15 protein-coding genes are annotated in these 17,624 nt (G+C 39.8%); 9 read left to right on the top strand and 6 right to left on the bottom strand.

The genetic code is table 11. The features are described 5' to 3' along the window. Position 1 precedes the first annotated feature (1 nt). The 3 genes from ACUXV0_RS07610 to ACUXV0_RS07600 all read left to right on the top strand — a co-directional run bounded on the left by ACUXV0_RS07610 (position 2) and on the right by ACUXV0_RS07600 (position 3,131). The gene (locus ACUXV0_RS07610) at positions 2-685 is read left to right on the top strand and encodes a response regulator transcription factor (RefSeq protein WP_446192483.1); all 684 of its coding nucleotides are present in this window, start codon (positions 2-4) and stop codon (positions 683-685) included. Beyond that, entirely contained in the window at positions 682-2,049 is a 1,368-nt protein-coding gene (locus ACUXV0_RS07605; protein WP_446192482.1) for a sensor histidine kinase, read from the top strand. Before ACUXV0_RS07610 ends, ACUXV0_RS07605 begins: the two co-directional genes overlap by 4 nt. 137 nt (positions 2,050-2,186) lie before the next feature. Next, complete coding sequence (locus tag ACUXV0_RS07600) at positions 2,187-3,131, top strand: OmpA family protein (RefSeq protein WP_446192481.1); 945 nt, start codon at positions 2,187-2,189, stop codon at positions 3,129-3,131. A 53-nt stretch (positions 3,132-3,184) separates the two neighbouring features. Here the strand turns inward: ACUXV0_RS07600 and ACUXV0_RS07595 are convergent, their stop codons facing one another. From ACUXV0_RS07595 to ACUXV0_RS07585, 3 genes are all read right to left on the bottom strand, one after another. Then, positions 3,185-5,080, bottom strand: a complete 1,896-nt coding sequence (locus ACUXV0_RS07595; RefSeq protein ID WP_446192480.1) for a helix-turn-helix domain-containing protein — start codon at positions 5,078-5,080, stop codon at positions 3,185-3,187. A 36-nt stretch (positions 5,081-5,116) separates the two neighbouring features. Further along, the gene (locus tag ACUXV0_RS07590) at positions 5,117-5,578 is read right to left on the bottom strand and encodes a DoxX family protein (RefSeq protein WP_446192479.1); all 462 of its coding nucleotides are present in this window, start codon (positions 5,576-5,578) and stop codon (positions 5,117-5,119) included. Between the two features lie 404 nt (positions 5,579-5,982). Beyond that, the gene (locus ACUXV0_RS07585) at positions 5,983-8,676 is read right to left on the bottom strand and encodes a DNA gyrase/topoisomerase IV subunit A (RefSeq protein WP_446192478.1); all 2,694 of its coding nucleotides are present in this window, start codon (positions 8,674-8,676) and stop codon (positions 5,983-5,985) included. 287 nt (positions 8,677-8,963) lie between these two features. Here ACUXV0_RS07585 and ACUXV0_RS07580 point away from each other — a divergent pair, with 287 nt between their 5' ends. Continuing rightward, complete coding sequence (locus tag ACUXV0_RS07580; RefSeq protein WP_446192477.1) at positions 8,964-10,118, top strand: hypothetical protein; 1,155 nt, start codon at positions 8,964-8,966, stop codon at positions 10,116-10,118. A 9-nt stretch (positions 10,119-10,127) separates the two neighbouring features. Here the strand turns inward: ACUXV0_RS07580 and ACUXV0_RS07575 are convergent, their stop codons facing one another. Further along, positions 10,128-10,682 (bottom strand): Tll0287-like domain-containing protein, encoded by a 555-nt coding sequence (locus tag ACUXV0_RS07575; protein ID WP_446192476.1) that lies wholly within the window; start codon positions 10,680-10,682, stop codon positions 10,128-10,130. A 94-nt stretch (positions 10,683-10,776) separates the two neighbouring features. Between ACUXV0_RS07575 and ACUXV0_RS07570 the strand changes: the two genes are divergently transcribed. Continuing rightward, on the top strand, positions 10,777-11,085 hold the full coding sequence (locus tag ACUXV0_RS07570) for a putative quinol monooxygenase (RefSeq protein ID WP_446192475.1): 309 nt from the start codon (positions 10,777-10,779) through the stop codon (positions 11,083-11,085). A 2-nt stretch (positions 11,086-11,087) separates the two neighbouring features. Continuing rightward, positions 11,088-11,432 (top strand): hypothetical protein, encoded by a 345-nt coding sequence (locus ACUXV0_RS07565; protein WP_446192474.1) that lies wholly within the window; start codon positions 11,088-11,090, stop codon positions 11,430-11,432. A gap of 45 nt (positions 11,433-11,477) precedes the next feature. On the opposite strand, the gene ACUXV0_RS07560 is transcribed toward ACUXV0_RS07565, so the two are convergent. Further along, complete coding sequence (locus ACUXV0_RS07560; RefSeq protein WP_446192473.1) at positions 11,478-11,951, bottom strand: Dps family protein; 474 nt, start codon at positions 11,949-11,951, stop codon at positions 11,478-11,480. 153 nt (positions 11,952-12,104) lie between these two features. Continuing rightward, positions 12,105-12,851 carry an acyl-CoA desaturase gene (locus ACUXV0_RS07555; RefSeq protein ID WP_446192472.1) on the bottom strand — a complete coding sequence of 249 codons (747 nt, stop codon included), beginning with the start codon at positions 12,849-12,851 and terminating at the stop codon, positions 12,105-12,107. Between the two features lie 447 nt (positions 12,852-13,298). Between ACUXV0_RS07555 and ACUXV0_RS07550 the strand changes: the two genes are divergently transcribed. From ACUXV0_RS07550 to ACUXV0_RS07540, 3 genes are all read left to right on the top strand, one after another. Further along, a complete protein-coding gene (locus ACUXV0_RS07550) occupies positions 13,299-14,048 on the top strand; it encodes a LytR/AlgR family response regulator transcription factor (protein ID WP_446192471.1) in 750 nt (249 codons plus the stop codon). 236 nt (positions 14,049-14,284) lie between these two features. Beyond that, positions 14,285-15,703 (top strand): hypothetical protein, encoded by a 1,419-nt coding sequence (locus tag ACUXV0_RS07545; protein WP_446192470.1) that lies wholly within the window; start codon positions 14,285-14,287, stop codon positions 15,701-15,703. A 17-nt stretch (positions 15,704-15,720) separates the two neighbouring features. Then, on the top strand, positions 15,721-17,583 hold the full coding sequence (locus ACUXV0_RS07540) for a sensor histidine kinase (protein WP_446192469.1): 1,863 nt from the start codon (positions 15,721-15,723) through the stop codon (positions 17,581-17,583). Positions 17,584-17,624: the final 41 nt, after the last annotated feature.

Raw genomic sequence — 17,624 nt, 5'->3', positions numbered from 1 at the left:
TATGTTAAAAACATTGCTTCTTGAAGATGATCTAACACTTAGTAGAGAGGTAAAAAGCTTTCTCAATAGTAGAGATATTCAATGTGACGTCGTCTATGACGGTAATACTTTTGCCCGTCAGCTTAAAAGTGAGGAGTATGATGCTTTCTTACTAGATATCAATGTGCCGGGTATGAATGGACTGGATGTATGTAAACAAATTAGGGAAGATGGATACCAGAATCCGGTGATTATGCTGACAGCCTATGGTGACATTGAAGATAAAAAGGATGCCTATAGTGCTGGTGCGGATGATTTTCTGGTGAAACCATTTCATCTGGAGGAGCTTATCCTTCGAATAAACTCTGTGTTAAAAAGAGGTGTGCCTGAGAAAGTACAATCTGAGGTTTTGAAAGTAGCTGACCTGGAGATTGATTTAGGGACAAAGAAAGTCTTTAGAGCTCAAAAGAATATTGAATTAACCAAAAAGGAGTTTCAATTGCTTTTGTTTCTGGTCAAGGCCAAAGGCAGAGTAGTTTCAAAGCAGACCATTGCGGAGCAGATCTGGGATATTCACTTTGAAACCAGCTTGAATACAATTGAGGTGTATGTCAATTTCTTAAGACGGAAAATTGACAAAGGGCATGCCATAGCCTTAATTCATACGAAACCAGGTTTTGGATATTATCTAAGGGAAGATAAATGACTTTACGCAGACGCATATCTGTGACGGTGGCCTCCGTCTTTTCATTGATTCTGGCTTTGACCTGTACTGCCATCTTTATTAGTTCGGCTAAATTCAGAGAGGATGAGTTTATCTCACGATTAAAGGACCGGGCTTTGAATACAGTAAGATTGTTGGTGGAGGTTCAGGAAGTCGATAATCAGTTACTAAAGCTGATTGATAGAAATACGCTGAATAGCTTGCTCAATGAAAAAGTACTTGTATTCGATGAAACGTTTGCACTGATATATTCTAGTCTTGACGACGAAGAACTTAAGTGGGATGACTCTGATTTGATAAAGCTGAGAGAGGATGGTTTTCTCTATAAAAAGGTGGGTAAGCGAGAGCTAATTGGCATTTCTCATTTCTATCAAAATGAAACCTATTATGTCCTAAACTCGGCCGAAGACGTTTATGGAAAAAGAAAACTCGATTATTTACTCCTCATTTTGATCATCACCTTTTTGGTAGGCACTTCTCTGATCTGGGTTACGGTGTTGTACGTCATCAAAAATCTACTGAAGCCTTTAGACGTTATGAAAGATCAAATCATTGAAATTTCTGCAAATAGACTTCGGCATAGAATTTCGGAAGAAACGGGTCTTCAGGAGATCAAAGCTTTGACAGAGGCTTTTAATAAGATGATTGGCAGAATAGGGGCTGCTTTTGAAGCTCAAAGAGAATTTAATGCCAACGCCTCCCATGAGTTAAGAACGCCATTGGCTCGTTTAACGGTTAGAATAGACGGGATGAGAAGCAAGTTCTCTGATCAGCCTGAAATCATGACATACCTCAATGGTCTTACAGAAGATGTGGAACAATTGAGCGACCTTATACAAAGCCTTCTTTTGCTCTCCAGATTAGAAAAAGGTGAAAGTCCAACCGATTTAGAGACTGTTCGGATTGATGAACTGATATTCACGGCTTTCGATCAATTGAAAAAATCAGGAAAAGAGGCTGACCTTAATTTCGAGATAGAAGAACTGCCTGATCAGGATGTCCAGCTTGAGGTCATGGGTAATAAATCACTCTTGCAGATTGCATTTAATAATCTGCTTAGAAATGCACTAGAGTATGGCGAGACACCCAAGGCCTCTGTCCATATTTCAAACCATGCTTCTGACTCCCTGATCATATCCATAGAAAATGACGGGGAAGTACTGTCTGATTATGAACAAAGCCGCTTATTTCAGCCTTTTGTACGGCATTCAAATTCCCAGCATAAAGCTGGCTCAGGTCTTGGGCTAAGAATAACTCAACGCATCTTAAACTATCATAAGGCGGGTATAAAATATACTTCTCCCAATGGCTCCGTTAACCGCTTTACGGTGACTTTTAAAATTTAAGCCAAATTTAAGGTAGGCTTAAGTTCAACTAAAGAATCTCGCTATTCCTTTGTATCGAAATAATTCGACAAACGAATCAACTTCTTAGCCAAGAGGTAAAGGTTCGGGGTCAAATGAACCTTTAAAATGATACAAAAATGAATAGAGTTAAAATAGTTGTTGTTTCCGTGCTTATTGCCGGTTCAATGGTTTCTTGTGTTGGAAAAAAGAAGTACGCCGAGGTACAATCAAGACTGAGTTTGTCTGATCAGAATCTCCAAAAATGTAATGATGAGCTTCTTTTGGCCAGACAGGATAATATGAAATTGCTGGGAGACTTGTCTGCTTCGCGTTCAGAAGGGACGAGTGCTCAGAGACTGCGTGAGGAGCAGATCAGCGATTTAAGAAAACAGATTGCAGATTTACAAAAAAATAGAGATCAGCAGCTGGTTCAACTTGAAGGACTTACGGTGCTTTCTAAAACTGCCAATGAAAATATTGACAAAACATTGGCACAGATGAGTGAAAAAGACAAGTATATCAAATTACTGCTCGCGGCTAAAAACAGAGTAGACTCACTTAACCTAGCTCTGGCTGTTAACCTGAAACAGAGTATCGGCCTTGATCTTAATGATAAAGACGTAGACATTAAAGTGGATAAAACTGTGGTGTTTATCAACCTATCTGATGCCATGATGTATAAGTCTGGTAGTTATAAACTTACCCCTAGGGCAGAGGAAGTACTAGGTAAAATAGCGAAAATAATCATCTCAAGACCAGAATTGGAAGTAATGGTAGAAGGTTATACAGATGACACCCCGATTAAAACAGACATACTGGATGACAACTGGGATTTAAGCGTAAAAAGATCGACATCTGTCGTTCGTGTCCTTCAAAACAAGTATAAGGTAAATCCTGATCGTCTGATTGCCAGCGGTCGTGGAGAATACAACAAATTGGTTCCGAATACATCGGCTGATAATAAAGCTAAAAACAGAAGAACCAGAATCATATTAATGCCAAAACTGGATCAGTTTTATGAGTTGCTAGATCCGGCCACAGTGGCTATAAAAAGTAAGCAAGTAGTATATAGTATTAGGTAAAAAAAGCAATTGTCAAAAATAGAGTCTCCTGATTTTGTCGGGAGATTCTTTGTTTATTCCTCCTTTAGTTTTTGATTAGCTACAGCTTTATCGAAATATTCTCTTGGGGTTTGCCCGGTGGTCTTTTTAAAAGACCTATTGAAGGCTGTTTTTGAATTGAAGCCGACCTCATACGCCAATGCCAAGAGTGTCAGATGTTGGTATTTGGGATTTTGAGCCAATGTTTTGAATTCATCAATTCTTAATCCATTGATAAGTTCAAAGAAGTTCTTGTGGTAATGGACATTTATGGCTTTGGATAGCTGATGCGGAGGTACGTTAATTTGCTGAGCAAGCTCGCTTAAACTAAGTTTTGGATTGTGGAAAGGTTTATTTTCTTCCAGGTTTTTCTCCAGGGCATTGATGGTGGTCAAAATAGATTCATCTGGTTCTTCAGTAGGTTTTTCGTTTGAAAGGGTTTGCACTTTCTGTGCAATAGGTGTCTCCAAAATATCGTCAAAAATCGAGATTTTACGTGGTTCAGCTTTGAAGGTTTCAGCCTGTTTTATAGCGAAATACCCTATGAAATATGTTATAGCTGAGAAAGCTAACCAAATGAGATCAATAAAATTCTCTTGCAGCGTGATGCCATCCACCTTAAATAAATTGGACAAGCCAAAGACAAGGAAGAATACTACCCAAAGAAATAAACAAGTAAACTGTATGACCAAAACAGTACTCAGATAGTTGAGGTTTTGTTCAAAAGAGAAATTCGTTTGATGCTGTTCTTTATAGAGCTGAATAGACCTCCTGAATAGATTCCAGTAGTAAAGGTTCCAGAGCAAGCCGGCAAAACCAGTTACCAGGAAAATGATCACCAGAGTGGTTTCCTGATTCATGATGCTATCTAGCATGCTATTGTCTGAACTCAGAAAAAACGGAAGATAAACCAGCAGCTGAATCAGAAACGGAATGAAGTGTAGATACCACCTTGAAGGAAGGCTATTGGCCTGAAATAAGAGCTGTCTGAGGTAGAAATAATACAAAGGACCATATAGAAACAGGACGAAATCTGATAGGAAAAGAATCTTAGGAAAAGCTTGTACTGTACTATTATAATTACTGAGTACGTAACATAAAATTGAGAAAGAAGACAAGCCAATGGTAACCAACAGCCAGCGGTTTGCTCCCGTATTATTTGACTGGAGCGTAGGGATGGCTATCATTAAAAGAATGCCCTGAAAAACCGAGAATAACAGGAGAAGATCATAGAAAGAGTAGATACTGAAAGTGCCGTTGAGGTCTTCCCATCCTTCAATGGTAAACGATAAATTATCCGAATCTTCAATGGTAGCTCGGTTGATTTTCCTGTTTGGTCGGGCTTTGCCACTGGGCCTGGCTTCTACAGATTCCCAGCTACCTCTGGTGAACTTAAACTCGATCTCCTCCAGATCGGTGTAAATTCTGGTATAATAACCGCCATCTATATTTTTTCTAAGAAGATAGGCATCGCTATTAGGCGACCATTTATTGAAATTGCCTGCAATATAAATCTTGGCATCTTCGGGAGTATTCTCCGGAAGATAGGGGATAGTTATACCGTATTCAATTTGCTGCTCCCAGCCAATGAGTTCACAGCTGACCTCCGGGCCGTCATTTGAATAAATTCTATTGGGGAAGGGCTCACCGGCGGGTGTACCTTCGGCGGTGGTCCAGCTACCTTGAGTAAACTTGTATTCAAAATATCTTGGAGCATTTTCCAGATAGATGCTGTAAGTAGAATCGTTGACTTTTCTAAGCTTATAATCAGGGTCTCCTGAGTTCCAGTCGTTAAAATCTGACGCAAAATAAATGCCTTCATTTTCTATCAAAAGCGGCACCTGAAGTTTAAGATCAATAGTGACCTGTGCACGTGCAAAGACCGCAGAGAGAAAAATAAAAAGAACTGTTAAGGACTTTTTACAGGGCATTAAACAGAAGGAGATTGGTTAAAGTAGCCACAAAGGTCAGCTTTTCTGCTGAAAGAGTACAGCAAAATAGGTCCAAATAATAAATAACAGCTGTAGAGGCACTCTGATCCAGAGGTATTCAAGACCCGGCCCATCTTTAGTGCCCGTCTGGTAATTGACCTTGTTAAGAGCTGCATAAATATTGGCGGGTAGAATCAGGATCAGAAAGACGATCAGTAAAATTCCTACTAAATATTGGTATTTAGGAACAAGGATGCCAATAGCAAAAGCAATCTCTAATAGTCCAGTGAGAAAAACCAGCTGAGATTTAAATGGTATGGGCTCGGGTATCATGGCTGTCATACCCTCTGCAAAAGCAAAATGCCCGATTGAGGTAAAGACCAACATAACCGCTAAGGCAATTCTTCCAGCTAATTGAAATTGATAGTCTTTACTATAAATTTTGAGTCCGATTAGAGCCAAAATGAAAACAACGAGGAGAACGTAAAGTGGTTTCATGGAAGTGCAAATGGTTCAAGAAGGAACAATATAGTTAGATTTTGGGAGCAAGCCTCCAAGGCGAACTTTATGAAAGTGTTAAAAAGAAAAAATCCGGAAAGACTGATGAAGCTCAGTCGATTCCGGATCGTATCGAAATGGTCTAATAGTGTCTTTTACAGAAGGTGGTAACCTGTTTTGTATTAATTCATGCAGCACGCAATGTCGTTATAGCTTTTTCAAATTTGTGTTGGAATTAGTGGCTGCATGAATTAATACATTTCAAATGTAGAACAATAAATACATACAAAGAACCCCGCGTCGATGAAGCGGGGTTTTGTGAGGTCTTATCCTTTAAATGACTCGAATGACCATATTGAATTATTAAAAAATTTAAATAATTCAGGAGTTTTTAATCCATTTGGCTAGAATAGACCTAGTTGAGTTTTGTCATTATCATCCTTTGGCTTTTCGGTTGATTTTGGAGTTTCAGCTTTTTTATCCTCTGTTTCTTTTGCCTTTGGCTCCATTGCTGCTTTTTGTACTTCCTGAGTTTCAGATGATTCATTGATGTTTTCAGAATTCTCTTCCGGTTCATCCTGGTTGTCTTCAGCATCTTCTTTTGGCTCAGGTACGCCCGGCTCTAACCAATTGACAGCACTTACTTTCATGAAAGGCAGTTTATTACCCAGAGCCTTCCAGCCTTTAACTCCTACCAATTCATCAATCTTAAATTCCTTCTTGGTTATTGCCGTTTTACGATCTTTCTTCACTTTCAGCTCAGCTCTCGGCAGTTCATCATAAGAAACGCCCAGCAGCTCAGTACGGTGATGATCTGTGAGGAAACCAAAACGCTTATCCATGGTAGAGGTTTCTATCACAAATCGCTTCACGTAGAAGATGCGGCTATCCCCATCATAGTATATGGCTGAGATAATACCTTCTTCTTCATACTTGGTAATATGCATGACCTGGCGAGCCTCATAATGGTTGGTCAGTTCAAAGTTGGTGAGCTCATATTCGCCCGTTTTATAAATGACCAGCACCTTATCCTCCGCTTCAAAATTGCCCAGATAGTCGCCGTGTTCGTCTCTATTGAGCCTTCCTAAGTTAGGTGTATACCAGATGTCTACTCCGCCAAGAGTTGATACTCCAGCAGCCTTTAGAACTACCTTTCTGACAGGGTACTTGGTAACTACATTTCCCTGTGCCGAGCGACCTTTGATCAGAAGCTCTGCGAAATCATATTCAAACTGTTTCTTTTTGGCCGTGCTGGCCGCCGTTAGGCTGATAGTCACCACTTCTGCCTCACCATTTTCATTGTCTGTGAAGTACAGAACACGAGACTTTGGTGTGCCTTTGGTGACGTTATATTCCTTCTCACGGGTAATGCTGGTGACATTGAAACGCTTGGCGTAGGTTTTGCCACTTTTACCATCAAGGTAGATCACATTATAGATTCTACGTTCATCGTTTTTCCTAAATACCGCACAGTGAATGATGTCTTTTCCTACGAAGTTTTTGTCCTGTATTTTGGAGACGCTATAAGTACCATCTTTTCTAAATACGATGATGTCATCAATGTCTGAGCAGTCCATGACGTACTCTTCTTTTTTGATGCCATACCCAATGAAGCCATTTGCACGGTCTACATATAGTTTTTGGTTATTGGCTGCCACAATGGTAGCTCTTACTTCACCAAACTCCAGAAGTTCTGTTTTTCTTTCTCTGCCTGGTCCGTACTTTTCTTTTAAGCGTTCAAAGAAGGCAATGGCGTAGTCGTTAAGATTCTCCAGATGATGGTTTACTTCAGCCAGATTTTCTTTGAGTTTGATCATCAACTCATCGGCTTTGAAGCTGTCATATTTAGAGATACGCTTAATTCTGATCTCGGTTAGTCTTAGAATGTCTTCCTTAACAATCTCTCTGTAAAAATCCTTTTTGTAAGGTTCTAAACCTTTGTCAATTGTCTCAATTACTGCCTCAAAAGTTTCACATTCCTCAATATCACGGTAAATTCTATTTTCAATGAAAATCTTCTCCAGTGAGCTGTAAAGAAGCTTTTCCATGAGTTCAAATTTCTTAATCTCAAGCTCTCTTTTTAACAGGTGCTTGGTCTGCTCCGTAGAGTCTTTGAGAATATCACTAACACTAACAAAATGCGGCTTATCATCTCTAATGATAACAGCATTTGGCGAGATGGAGACTTCACAGTTGGTGAATGCATAGAGTGCATCTATGGTAATATCCGGAGAGGTGTTGGTGCCTAAATGCACCAGAATTTCAACCTCCTTGGCGGTATTGTCCTCTACTTTTTTGATTTTAATTTTCCCTCTGTCATTGGCTTTTATGATAGAGTCAATTAAGCCTCCGGTAGTCGTACCATAAGGTATCTCAGAGATTTTAAGTGTCTTTTTGTCAAGCTCACTGATCTTAGCCCGTACCTTAATTTTTCCACCACGTGCACCATCATTATAATTGCTGGCATCCATGATACCACCAGTCATAAAGTCGGGATAAAGCTGAAAACGCTGACCTTTTAGGTATTTTATTGATGCATCACAAAGCTCAATAAAGTTGTGAGGCATCATCTTGGTAGAAAGTCCTACCGCAATACCCTCAACCCCCATTTCGAGTAAAAGCGGAAACTTAGCCGGTAGGGTCACGGGCTCCCTTTTACGACCGTCATAGCTCATTTGCCACTCTGTGGTGTCTTCATTGAAGAGAACCTCATTAGCAAATTTTGACAGTCTTACCTCAATATAACGAGGTGCGGCGGCACTATCCCCCGTTCTGATATCACCCCAGTTCCCCTGAATATCGAGCAAGAGTTCTTTCTGGCCTATGGTCACCATGGCATCTCCGATGGAGGCATCGCCGTGAGGGTGATATTGCATGGTAGCACCGATGACGTTTGCCACTTTATTAAAACGGCCATCGTCCATTTCTTTCAATGCATGCATCAGTCTCCTTTGAACGGGCTTCAGGCCGTCTTCAGAGGCTGGTACTGCTCTTTCCAGAATTACGTATGAGGCATACTCCAGAAAGTAGTCCTCAAACATGTCATCTAATACTTCGTCTTGTTGAGTTGGGTCGTAAGCTTTATTCTTTTCACTCATTTTACAGAAAACAGTAATCGTAGGGGTGTCTTGGCAAATATAATGAATTGGCTTTCAAAATGCTTTTGAGTCATATCTGCTGTGGAAAAAATTAAAATGACCAAACGATCATCTCACAAAACTTTGTCAAGCGTTAGGGGTAAGTTTCTTATAAATAATAGATTAAATAGGGTTAATGTATATACGTAGGATAAGTTTTTAGTGATAAAATCAATCAAGTGCTTGGTGTAATCCAAAGAAAATTTGTCTTTTTGGAATGAATTAAAATTCAATAGTAACCTGATCACATGAAAGTTATCGACAGACTACACGTCTGTATTCCTGCCTACAAGGAGCTTTTTGTCATAAAAACATTGAACTCGCTTGCACAATGTACCCCTCCTTTGGGAAAAGTTAACATCAGTGTATTTGTGAACGGCTCAGAACGTGACGAGTCTTCAATCCGCAAAATCAATGAGGATGCTTTTACTGAAATAGAAGAGTGGATAGCCAATTATGATGGTCATTTTCAGGTGGAGGTATTCAAAGATTTTGAGATACCTGCCGACAAACATCACGTCGATTTCTCTCGAAAAAGATTAGCCGATAAGGCTTTGTTAGACCTCCAGAAAGAAGGCAAAGAAGGTGTCATGGTATTTCTGGATGCAGACTGTACCGTGAATCAGGAATATTTGAAGGAAATCAGTGCTTTTTTTAATGAAACTGATTTTAAAGCAGGAGCATTACATATTGAGCATCCGGTTTCAGATGCCCGCAAGGATAGAAAAATTATTGAATATGAGCTTTCACTAAGATATTTGGTAGAGATGAAGCGATGGACGGGCATCACTGCAGCTGTTCTATCTTTAGGGTCAGCCATGGCATGCACGTCTCAGGCGTATATTGAAAAAGGCGGAATGCTCAACGTAGATTCTTCAAATTCAACTTTTCTGGAGAAGTTTGCCCGAGGTGAGCAATGTGGGAAAATAGTGAAAGCGGTAGTTTATCCTTCTGCAAGAAGGTCTGATAGAGTAGCCAATGGTACAGGCAGCATGATGCTCAATTATGCTGAAGAAGAGTTTTACCGACTAAAAGTAGCACACCCCAGATCTTTCGAAATATTACGAGAGTTTTTGCTTCAGGTACCTGGGATGTATCAGCATGAAGTGAATGTCAATGCCCTATATCCAGGACTTCAGAGGTTTATGCTGGTCAATAAGATCAAGGATCAACTCAGGATGTTTAAAGAAGTCTCTTCTTCTACTGAGGAATTTACCAATTCGGTATACAGTTATTTTGACTGTCAGATGTATCTCCGTTATCTGGAGTTTATGAGTGATGAGTTTGATGATCTTCACATCAGACACGCGATAAGCTGGCTTTCTGAATACGTTACCGGGCATGACCCAATGGTAAATTTATGGAGCCATCTTCAAAACTTAAGGAAGAGAGAGGTTGGATAAAGATGAACTCTACCTGTTTACTTCTATCGCCCATAATCCTCTTAATTCGTTAACTTCATAACCACGAGCTATATCATTTGGGTAAAGTTTTTTGAGCTGATTAGTGAGGTCATTATTGAGGTTTTTGCCGTGGCAACTTAGGCAAAGGCCTTGTGTGATGATAGGGTAATAGTTTCTTGTGCCATTGGGAGATTCTAACCCTACTGCTTTTACTTCCTTTCCTTTTGCCATCGCTTTCTTCATTTCTTTGATGATAATGAGTTCTGCTTTATTAGCCTTGTTTTGAGGATTTCTTGGTTTATCTGTAACCCTTTTGATTTTTGTATGGAGGGTTAGTGCCATACTATCAGTTAGCGGATAGGCTTGTTCATTACAAAATTCAATAGCTTGAGCTGGACCACCATCCCTCATGGCTTTCATAAGGTTTGAACCCAATACCTTTTGCGTACTTTCAGCGATTTTTTTGCCTTCAGCAATATGAATATTGGTTCTAACAGGTTGCTTTACACAAGCCAAAAGACTAAATACGAAAAGTAGGTTTAGGACAAAGAGCTTTTTCATCATGATGTTGCATTGATCTATTGCGAAGTAAGAAAATCAATGACTATGAAATGGTGACTCAGGTTACATTGGTTACTTTTGAGAAAACTAAACTTTTGTGAGTAAGTATTTTTTACATGGAAGTCTGAACGCCAAAGAGGGCAAAGGTGAAGAACTGGCTGGTATTTTATTGGAGGCCTCAGCTTTAGTTTCTAAGGCCAAAGGCTGTCAGTTATATCTCATCAGTATTTCTCCTGAGGAGCCTGATACCGTGTGGGTAACAGAGGTTTGGGATTCTGAAGAAGATCATAAAGCCTCTTTGAAAAACGAGGAGGTGAGAAGTCTGATTTCTAAGGCTATGCCGATTTTGGGAGGGCAGCCACAGCAGGGGCAAACCCTAGTAAACCTTGGTGGCCACGGAGTGTAAGGATGCCTTATCAGGTCTATGTTATAGAATTATCAAAGAAGGTCTTCACTGAAAACAAGCGATTCAGAGAGGCGAATCCGCAATTTAATGGTGTTTTGGAATGTCTTTATGTAGGCATGACCAGCAAAACCCCTGCCGAGCGGCTCAAGCAACATAAATTAGGCACAAGAAGTAAAAAAGGTTTTGACCTTTCTGCCTCCATTGTGAAAAAGTACGGCAATATGCTGAGACCAAGCTTATATAACCATCTTAATATCAATAAAATGTCAAGGTCGGAAGCCTTGAAGATGGAGAAAGAACTTGCTCTTGAACTGAGAAGAAAAGGTTATGCTGTTTGGTTTAACTAAGGCCTGGGAGTACCGCCCAATTGGGCTTCTCCCAGGCACTTTTATCTATTTCAGAAATGCGGAGTACATCCACACCAATTTTTCCTGCTCTCTGATATAATCGCTCATTAAAGCGTTAGTGCCTTCATCTTCAGCCTCTCCAGATAGCTCCAGGAGGGTTCTTTGTTTGATAATGATGATTTTGAAGGATTCTAAGATTGAGGCAATGGCCAGATCGCCATCAGAAACGAATGGACTTTCTTTGATTTCTGATTGACTCAAATATGAACTGTAATTATGATCTGGTGTATAACCTAGCGTAAGGATCCGTTCAGCTATTTCGTCAATTTTTAATCTAAGGTCATCGTATAATTCCTCAAATTTTAGATGTAATTCAAAGAATTTTGGGCCTTTAATGTTCCAATGGAAACCTCTTACATTTTGATAATAGATAGAGTAATTCGCCAGTAACTCGTTTAGTTTCTTAGCTAATTCGGTGGCTTTTTTATGCTCTAAGCCTATAGCATTTAAGTCTTTCATATCTGCAGATTTTAAGTTTGAAACAATCCTTTTTTGAATACTTAAAACTGCATTTTTTAAAGAACACTGACAGTGACTTTAATTACATAGAAGACATAAAAAACGCCTGCAAACATAGTTCGCAGGCGTTCCGTTTATGAAGTGTTATAAATATTACATGTAATTCGAATCGTTATTCGGTTTGAGCTTTATCAGTTTCATTGCATTCAGCAATTTGATAAACGGATAAGTAGGATCAAACTCGTGCCATTTGATACCGAAATTGGCTCTTCCGCCAAATTTATGGTGATTATTATGGTAGCTTTCTCCCATCATCAGGAAGTCGAACGGTAGGAGGTTTCTGGCCGTATCAGAAACCTCAAAGTTTCTGTAACCATATTTGTGAGCGTACCAGTTGATAATTACGCCATGTACCGGTCCCATAAGCCAGTGAATCGGTAACAGGAGGAACCAGGCCCAGTGGTCTGCAAATTGAATGTAGAACAAGGTATAAGCCAGTCCCCAGCCTATTCTTACCAGCCAGTTATCTCCAAGTCTCTCCATAAATGGCCAGTGCGGTACATTTTTTTTGAATTTCTCAGGGATATCATCTTCTCTGTGGAGAATGTTATTGTAATAATTCTTGGTCTTCCACATCATATCAAAAAGATTAGCAGAGAAAGACGGTGAATGAGGGTCTTCTTCAGTGTCTGCATGGGCATGGTGCAGGCGGTGCATCACACCATAAGCATATGGGCTTAAGAAAGAAGAGCCTTGAAATATGAAGGTCAATGTGTAAAACAGTTTTTCCATAAAAGGGCTCATTGTAAACATTTTATGAGCAGCATATCTATGTAAAAAGAAGGTCTGGGCAAACAGGGATAAATACCAGTGGGCAATAAAAAAAAGTAGAATTATCATTAAAACGGTTGTACTATACTGTATTCGATTGTTTCACAAAGGAACGATGAGAAGACAATAGAAAAAAATGAGTTAAATCAGTTATCGGTCTATTAACAGTTTATTTAGATATAAAAGTGTCGATTTTCGAGAAATATTCTACTTAACGGTCATTTTTTCACCATTTACACGATACCCGTCAGTTAACACATTGGAGAACTTTGTCATGCATCCTTAATGACAATAACATGAAAACTCTCTTAATGACTATTCTCATACTTTTTAAAACTGCACTCTATAGTGCCCTTGCTTTCTTGTTGATAAGATTCTTCTTTTCGCTGAAGAATTTTGAGTTTCTTGATATCTCAAAGAATCCGTTTAGGTAGGTTTTAAGATTTTGAATCGGCATTTATTCAATTATTCTGCTCATCCTTCATTATAATTACAGTAGAATCTAATTGCGATGTATTGACAAAAGCCGTTTTACTCGATGATGAGGCCCATTGTAATGAGGCCATGCAACGCATGCTTTGCACGCATTTTTCTGATATTGAGGTGATTTCTGTTTTTTCTTCTCCAAAGGATTTCCTGGAGTTTGCACCGGATAACCGTTTTGACTTGCTTTTTATTGACATTCGTATGCCTGGGAAAACGGGTTTTCAGGTTTTGGAGAAAATCGGTCAATATGACTTCAAAGTAGTTTTTGTTACGGCCTATGATCAATATGCCATAAAGGCTTTTCAATATTCGGCCATTGATTATTTACTAAAGCCTGTGAGCGATGAAGACCTCATTGCTTGTGTAGATAGGATTCGTAAAAGAGAACAATCTAAAGTACAACTGGAAATCGTAAAAGAGATTCTTCAGAGAATTCCTGATGAAAAAGCCAGAGTGGTTATCCCTTCTGTTGATTCGTATGAGTTTGTCTTTCTGAAAGACATCACGAGATGCGAGGCTGACCGAAATTACTGCAAAATATGGCTAAACCAAGGTGAACATCCAGTGGTGTGTAGTCGCCCACTCAAAGAGATAGAAAAACTTCTTGAAAATGGCAGTTTCTTAAGGGTGCATAATTCTCATTTGGTCAATATTCAGAAGATAAAAAGATTCCTCAAAACTGACAATTGTCTGGAGCTTCTCGATGGCTCCATAGTTCCCGTTTCCCGCATGCGGAAAGATTGGGTTCTGGAAAGGCTGATTGGTTATTCGGATCAATAATCTTCACCATCTATCCTGTGATACTGACCAGTAGGTCATCAATGGCGACTACTAAAACTACCATCCGCTACTTTCGGAAAAACTAACTAAAAAACTGGTAGTCCTTTAGCGTTCTTTTCTTGGTAACCGGGATTGGACTTAAGAGTGATTTCAACTCCAAGGGTGTAGGATTTTACCCAAATAGATCTTCAACCCTTCCGGAACGCTTATCTGTGATTGCCAATAAAAGATAACGGATGAAAGCTAATATACCTGTTTTACTACTTTTCTTATTCACTGGCAGCCTTTTTGCCCAAAGCACCACTATCACCCCCGGCACAGTCTTGCCACAACTGACCACCGCCCAGCGGACCACCCTGGCCAATCCAGTAAACGGCATGATGGTCTATGATACAGGTACCAATAGCTATTGGTTTTACCAGCAAACCGTCTGGACAGAACTCCCGAAGGGTGGAAGCACGGCCAATTATTGGCAGCTGGACGGCCTTGATGGCAATGAAATTAAGAACACAAATAGCGGTGGGTTTTGGAGTGGAGGCCCGAGCGTTTCTTACGCTTCTAATCCTCCCGCCGCCCCTATTGAAGGTGATGGAACAAGGTTGATGTGGATTCATTCAAGATCAGCGTTTAGAGCAGGTACAGTAGCATTTAGTTCAAAAAGCTGGAATGCAGATAGTATTGGCTATTCCAGCTTTGCCGTGGGGCTGAATTCCAAAGCTATTGGTGCCATGTCCATTTCTATGGGTAGGGATACCAAAGCTTCTGGTGAATTATCCTTCGCAGTTGGTTATAATGTATCAGCTTTAGGTTCCAATTCCGTTGCTATGGGTTATGGTAGTAGTGCTGAGGGATTCATTTCAACTGCCCTTGGTAGTGGAAAGGCAAAAGGTGATTATTCAACAGCCATGGGTTCCTTTTCTACTGCTTCGGGTAACACCTCTACTGCCTTTGGAAGCAATACTATGGCCTTAGGAGGAAGGGCGACTGCATTTGGTTCAAATACGACTGCCCAAGGTGATTTATCCACAGCTATGGGTTCTTATACCAGGGCTGTGGGAGATATATCTACAACTTTTGGCAACGGCTCATACGCTTCAGGTGATAATTCAACAGCTTTCGGGTATTATACAACAGCGAAGGCTGCCGATGCAACTGCTATTGGTAGGTATAATGATGTTTCAGATAATCCTGACCCTAGTATAAGGTCATTAACTGATAGGTTGTTTCAAATTGGCAATGGTAGTTATAATATTTTTACAGGTGCCAACTATAATAATGCTATGACTGTCCTCCGAAACGGAAATACAGGTATAAATACTACGGACCCCACCAGTGCCTTAGATGTTCATGGTTTTTCACAATTAGGTGAAAGCTCCCCAAAAATAAAACTCAAAAAATTGACGGGCACAACCAGCTCTGTCCAATTTGGCCTAGCCATTTTGTCGCATGGCTTAGATGCCACCAAAATTTTATCTATAGATGTTATTATAGAAACTAGTACCACCAGATATATAAACGAATCTTATGCTACAACCAGAAGCGGATATGCATTTGATTACTACTTTAATGATAGCAGTGTGATAGTAACTAATCTAAGCAGCAGCTCTAGTATCCTAAGCAAACCCATCAAAGTCTTAATCACTTACGAAGAATAGCCCTTATTTTTGAACTTGTGAGGTGGAGTTTCGTTTACATATTTATTCTACTTTCAATAAGTGCCCGGGCTAATTTTGAGCCAGACACCCTGGTGCTTGATGGGCGGGGGATTCATAATTGGACTTTGCCTTATTGTCTTTGTGGGGAGGGTGATAAAGTTGAAGATATTCAAAAATGGCGACCATGTCAGTTAAAAGAAAGGGTTGATCTCAGAAAAACCTTCTGGATAAAAGCCGAGCTTTTCAATGAGGATACATTAGAGCATTATTACCTCAATAACTGGAATAAAGACTGGTATGAAGTATGGCTTATTCAGGGCAATGATACCACCAAAACCTATGGAGGCAAATTCATGTCGGCTAGTAAAAGGAGTCTTTCGCATGATGGCCATTATTCGCCTTTCAGTATAAAGTCAGGGAAACATGCTACGCTGTACATTAAAACTAAAGCCGCTCCTGGCTTATGGCTTTTTTGGGTGAAAGATCGTTTTCATGAGTCTCACTTTCATATTTACAAACCCATTTACCGAAATTTAGCCGTAAGTGAACGAAATAACAGTCGCCTAGCGGGAAGCTCCTTTCATTATTTCACGCTTGGGGGTATTCTGATCTTCTTTTTCTTCGCACTGGCCATGTATGGCCGATTGAGAGACGTCTCTTTTCTCAATTATGCTTGGTATCTCATTTTTCTTATTGTTTATGGACTACTATCGAATGCCAATTCCACCGATCTCTTTGAAATAGGTGAGTATATCCCTTTTATTCGGCATCATGTGAATGTTTGCATTTATTGGCTGGCTTTTTTTGCATGGCTCCGCTTTGTAAAAGGGCTTACAGATATCGATAAAGAGCATCCGAAGTTTTATCGCAGGATATATTATTTCAGTTTGATCATGTGTAGCCTGGCTGTATTGGCTTATGCATACCTGCTGATAACACATGACATGTTCCTGGGAATCTGGCTTGAATCCTTCTTTAATCTGATTCTCCTGATCACCATTTTTCCGGTCTTTTACCTTTTCTTTTTTAAAAGTTGCTCTCAATGGCGGAATTATATTCGATGGGCCATGGGTATCATGCTATTTTGGGGTATTATGGCGTTTTTGAAGTTCAGAGTCATTGACTTTTCCAACCTACCTTATCTCCTCAATATTTTCTTTACAGTGCAAACTGGAAGCTTTATTGATACCTGCATTTTTACTTTTGCCATGGCTACCAAAATCCGGAGAGATCAGGATGAGAAGTTGCTACTGCAACAAAAGTATTTTGAAACAGAACGAATGGCCATTCAGGCTCGGCTCAATCCCCATTTCCTTTTCAATAGCCTCAATGCTGCCCGAAACTTAATAGAAACTAATCAAAATAAAGATGCAAAAGACTATGTGCTCAAACTGTCTACTTATCTCAGACAGGTTCTGAAAATCAATTCATCTAATTTTCATTCACTTGAAGATGAACTTGAATTTGCCCGGTCTTACATGGAAATTGAAACCATAAGGCTGGGTCAGCGACTTGAGTTTACGATTGACTGTTCTGAGGAGGTTCAAACAGGGGATATTCGATTCCCTCCGCTGGCTACTCAGCCTATCCTCGAGAATGCTGTATGGCACGGCAGCGTTCCGGAGAGAAGGATTCATTTGTCAGTTACTGAAGTAAACAACAAAAGCTGGCTGTTAGAGATTTGTGACAATTTAGGTGGACTTCAGGAGGGGCAATTAGAAAGTGCTTTAGACCCAAAATCGTCAAATTCAGGCTTAAAGCTTTTCAAAAATAAAATTGATCTTTTCAATAGGGAATCATCTTTTCATGTCAATTGGCATACACATCCAAATCAAATGGGTGGGGTCTGTTTCGTGCTTTCAATAAAGTACATTGAATAGCTCTGCGGATTAGGAAAGCTTTCTGTCTTGCTGAAATACAT

The organism is Jiulongibacter sp. NS-SX5 (assembly GCF_052828545.1).
The sequence above is the reverse complement of the archived record's forward strand: the minus strand, read 5'-3'. Positions and strand labels throughout refer to the sequence as shown.

Bases quoted from the DNA above. Each gene is read 5' to 3' on its own strand.
- ACUXV0_RS07610 (WP_446192483.1), top strand. From the start codon at position 2: ATGTTAAAAACATTGCTTCTTGAAGATGATCTAACACTTAGTAGAGAG.
- ACUXV0_RS07605 (WP_446192482.1), top strand. From the start codon at position 682: ATGACTTTACGCAGACGCATATCTGTGACGGTGGCCTCCGTCTTTTCA.
- ACUXV0_RS07600 (WP_446192481.1), top strand. From the start codon at position 2,187: ATGAATAGAGTTAAAATAGTTGTTGTTTCCGTGCTTATTGCCGGTTCA.
- ACUXV0_RS07595 (WP_446192480.1), bottom strand. From the start codon at position 5,080: ATGCCCTGTAAAAAGTCCTTAACAGTTCTTTTTATTTTTCTCTCTGCG.
- ACUXV0_RS07590 (WP_446192479.1), bottom strand. From the start codon at position 5,578: ATGAAACCACTTTACGTTCTCCTCGTTGTTTTCATTTTGGCTCTAATC.
- ACUXV0_RS07585 (WP_446192478.1), bottom strand. From the start codon at position 8,676: ATGAGTGAAAAGAATAAAGCTTACGACCCAACTCAACAAGACGAAGTA.
- ACUXV0_RS07580 (WP_446192477.1), top strand. From the start codon at position 8,964: ATGAAAGTTATCGACAGACTACACGTCTGTATTCCTGCCTACAAGGAG.
- ACUXV0_RS07575 (WP_446192476.1), bottom strand. From the start codon at position 10,682: ATGATGAAAAAGCTCTTTGTCCTAAACCTACTTTTCGTATTTAGTCTT.
- ACUXV0_RS07565 (WP_446192474.1), top strand. From the start codon at position 11,088: ATGCCTTATCAGGTCTATGTTATAGAATTATCAAAGAAGGTCTTCACT.
- ACUXV0_RS07560 (WP_446192473.1), bottom strand. From the start codon at position 11,951: ATGAAAGACTTAAATGCTATAGGCTTAGAGCATAAAAAAGCCACCGAA.
- ACUXV0_RS07555 (WP_446192472.1), bottom strand. From the start codon at position 12,851: ATGATAATTCTACTTTTTTTTATTGCCCACTGGTATTTATCCCTGTTT.
- ACUXV0_RS07545 (WP_446192470.1), top strand. From the start codon at position 14,285: ATGAAAGCTAATATACCTGTTTTACTACTTTTCTTATTCACTGGCAGC.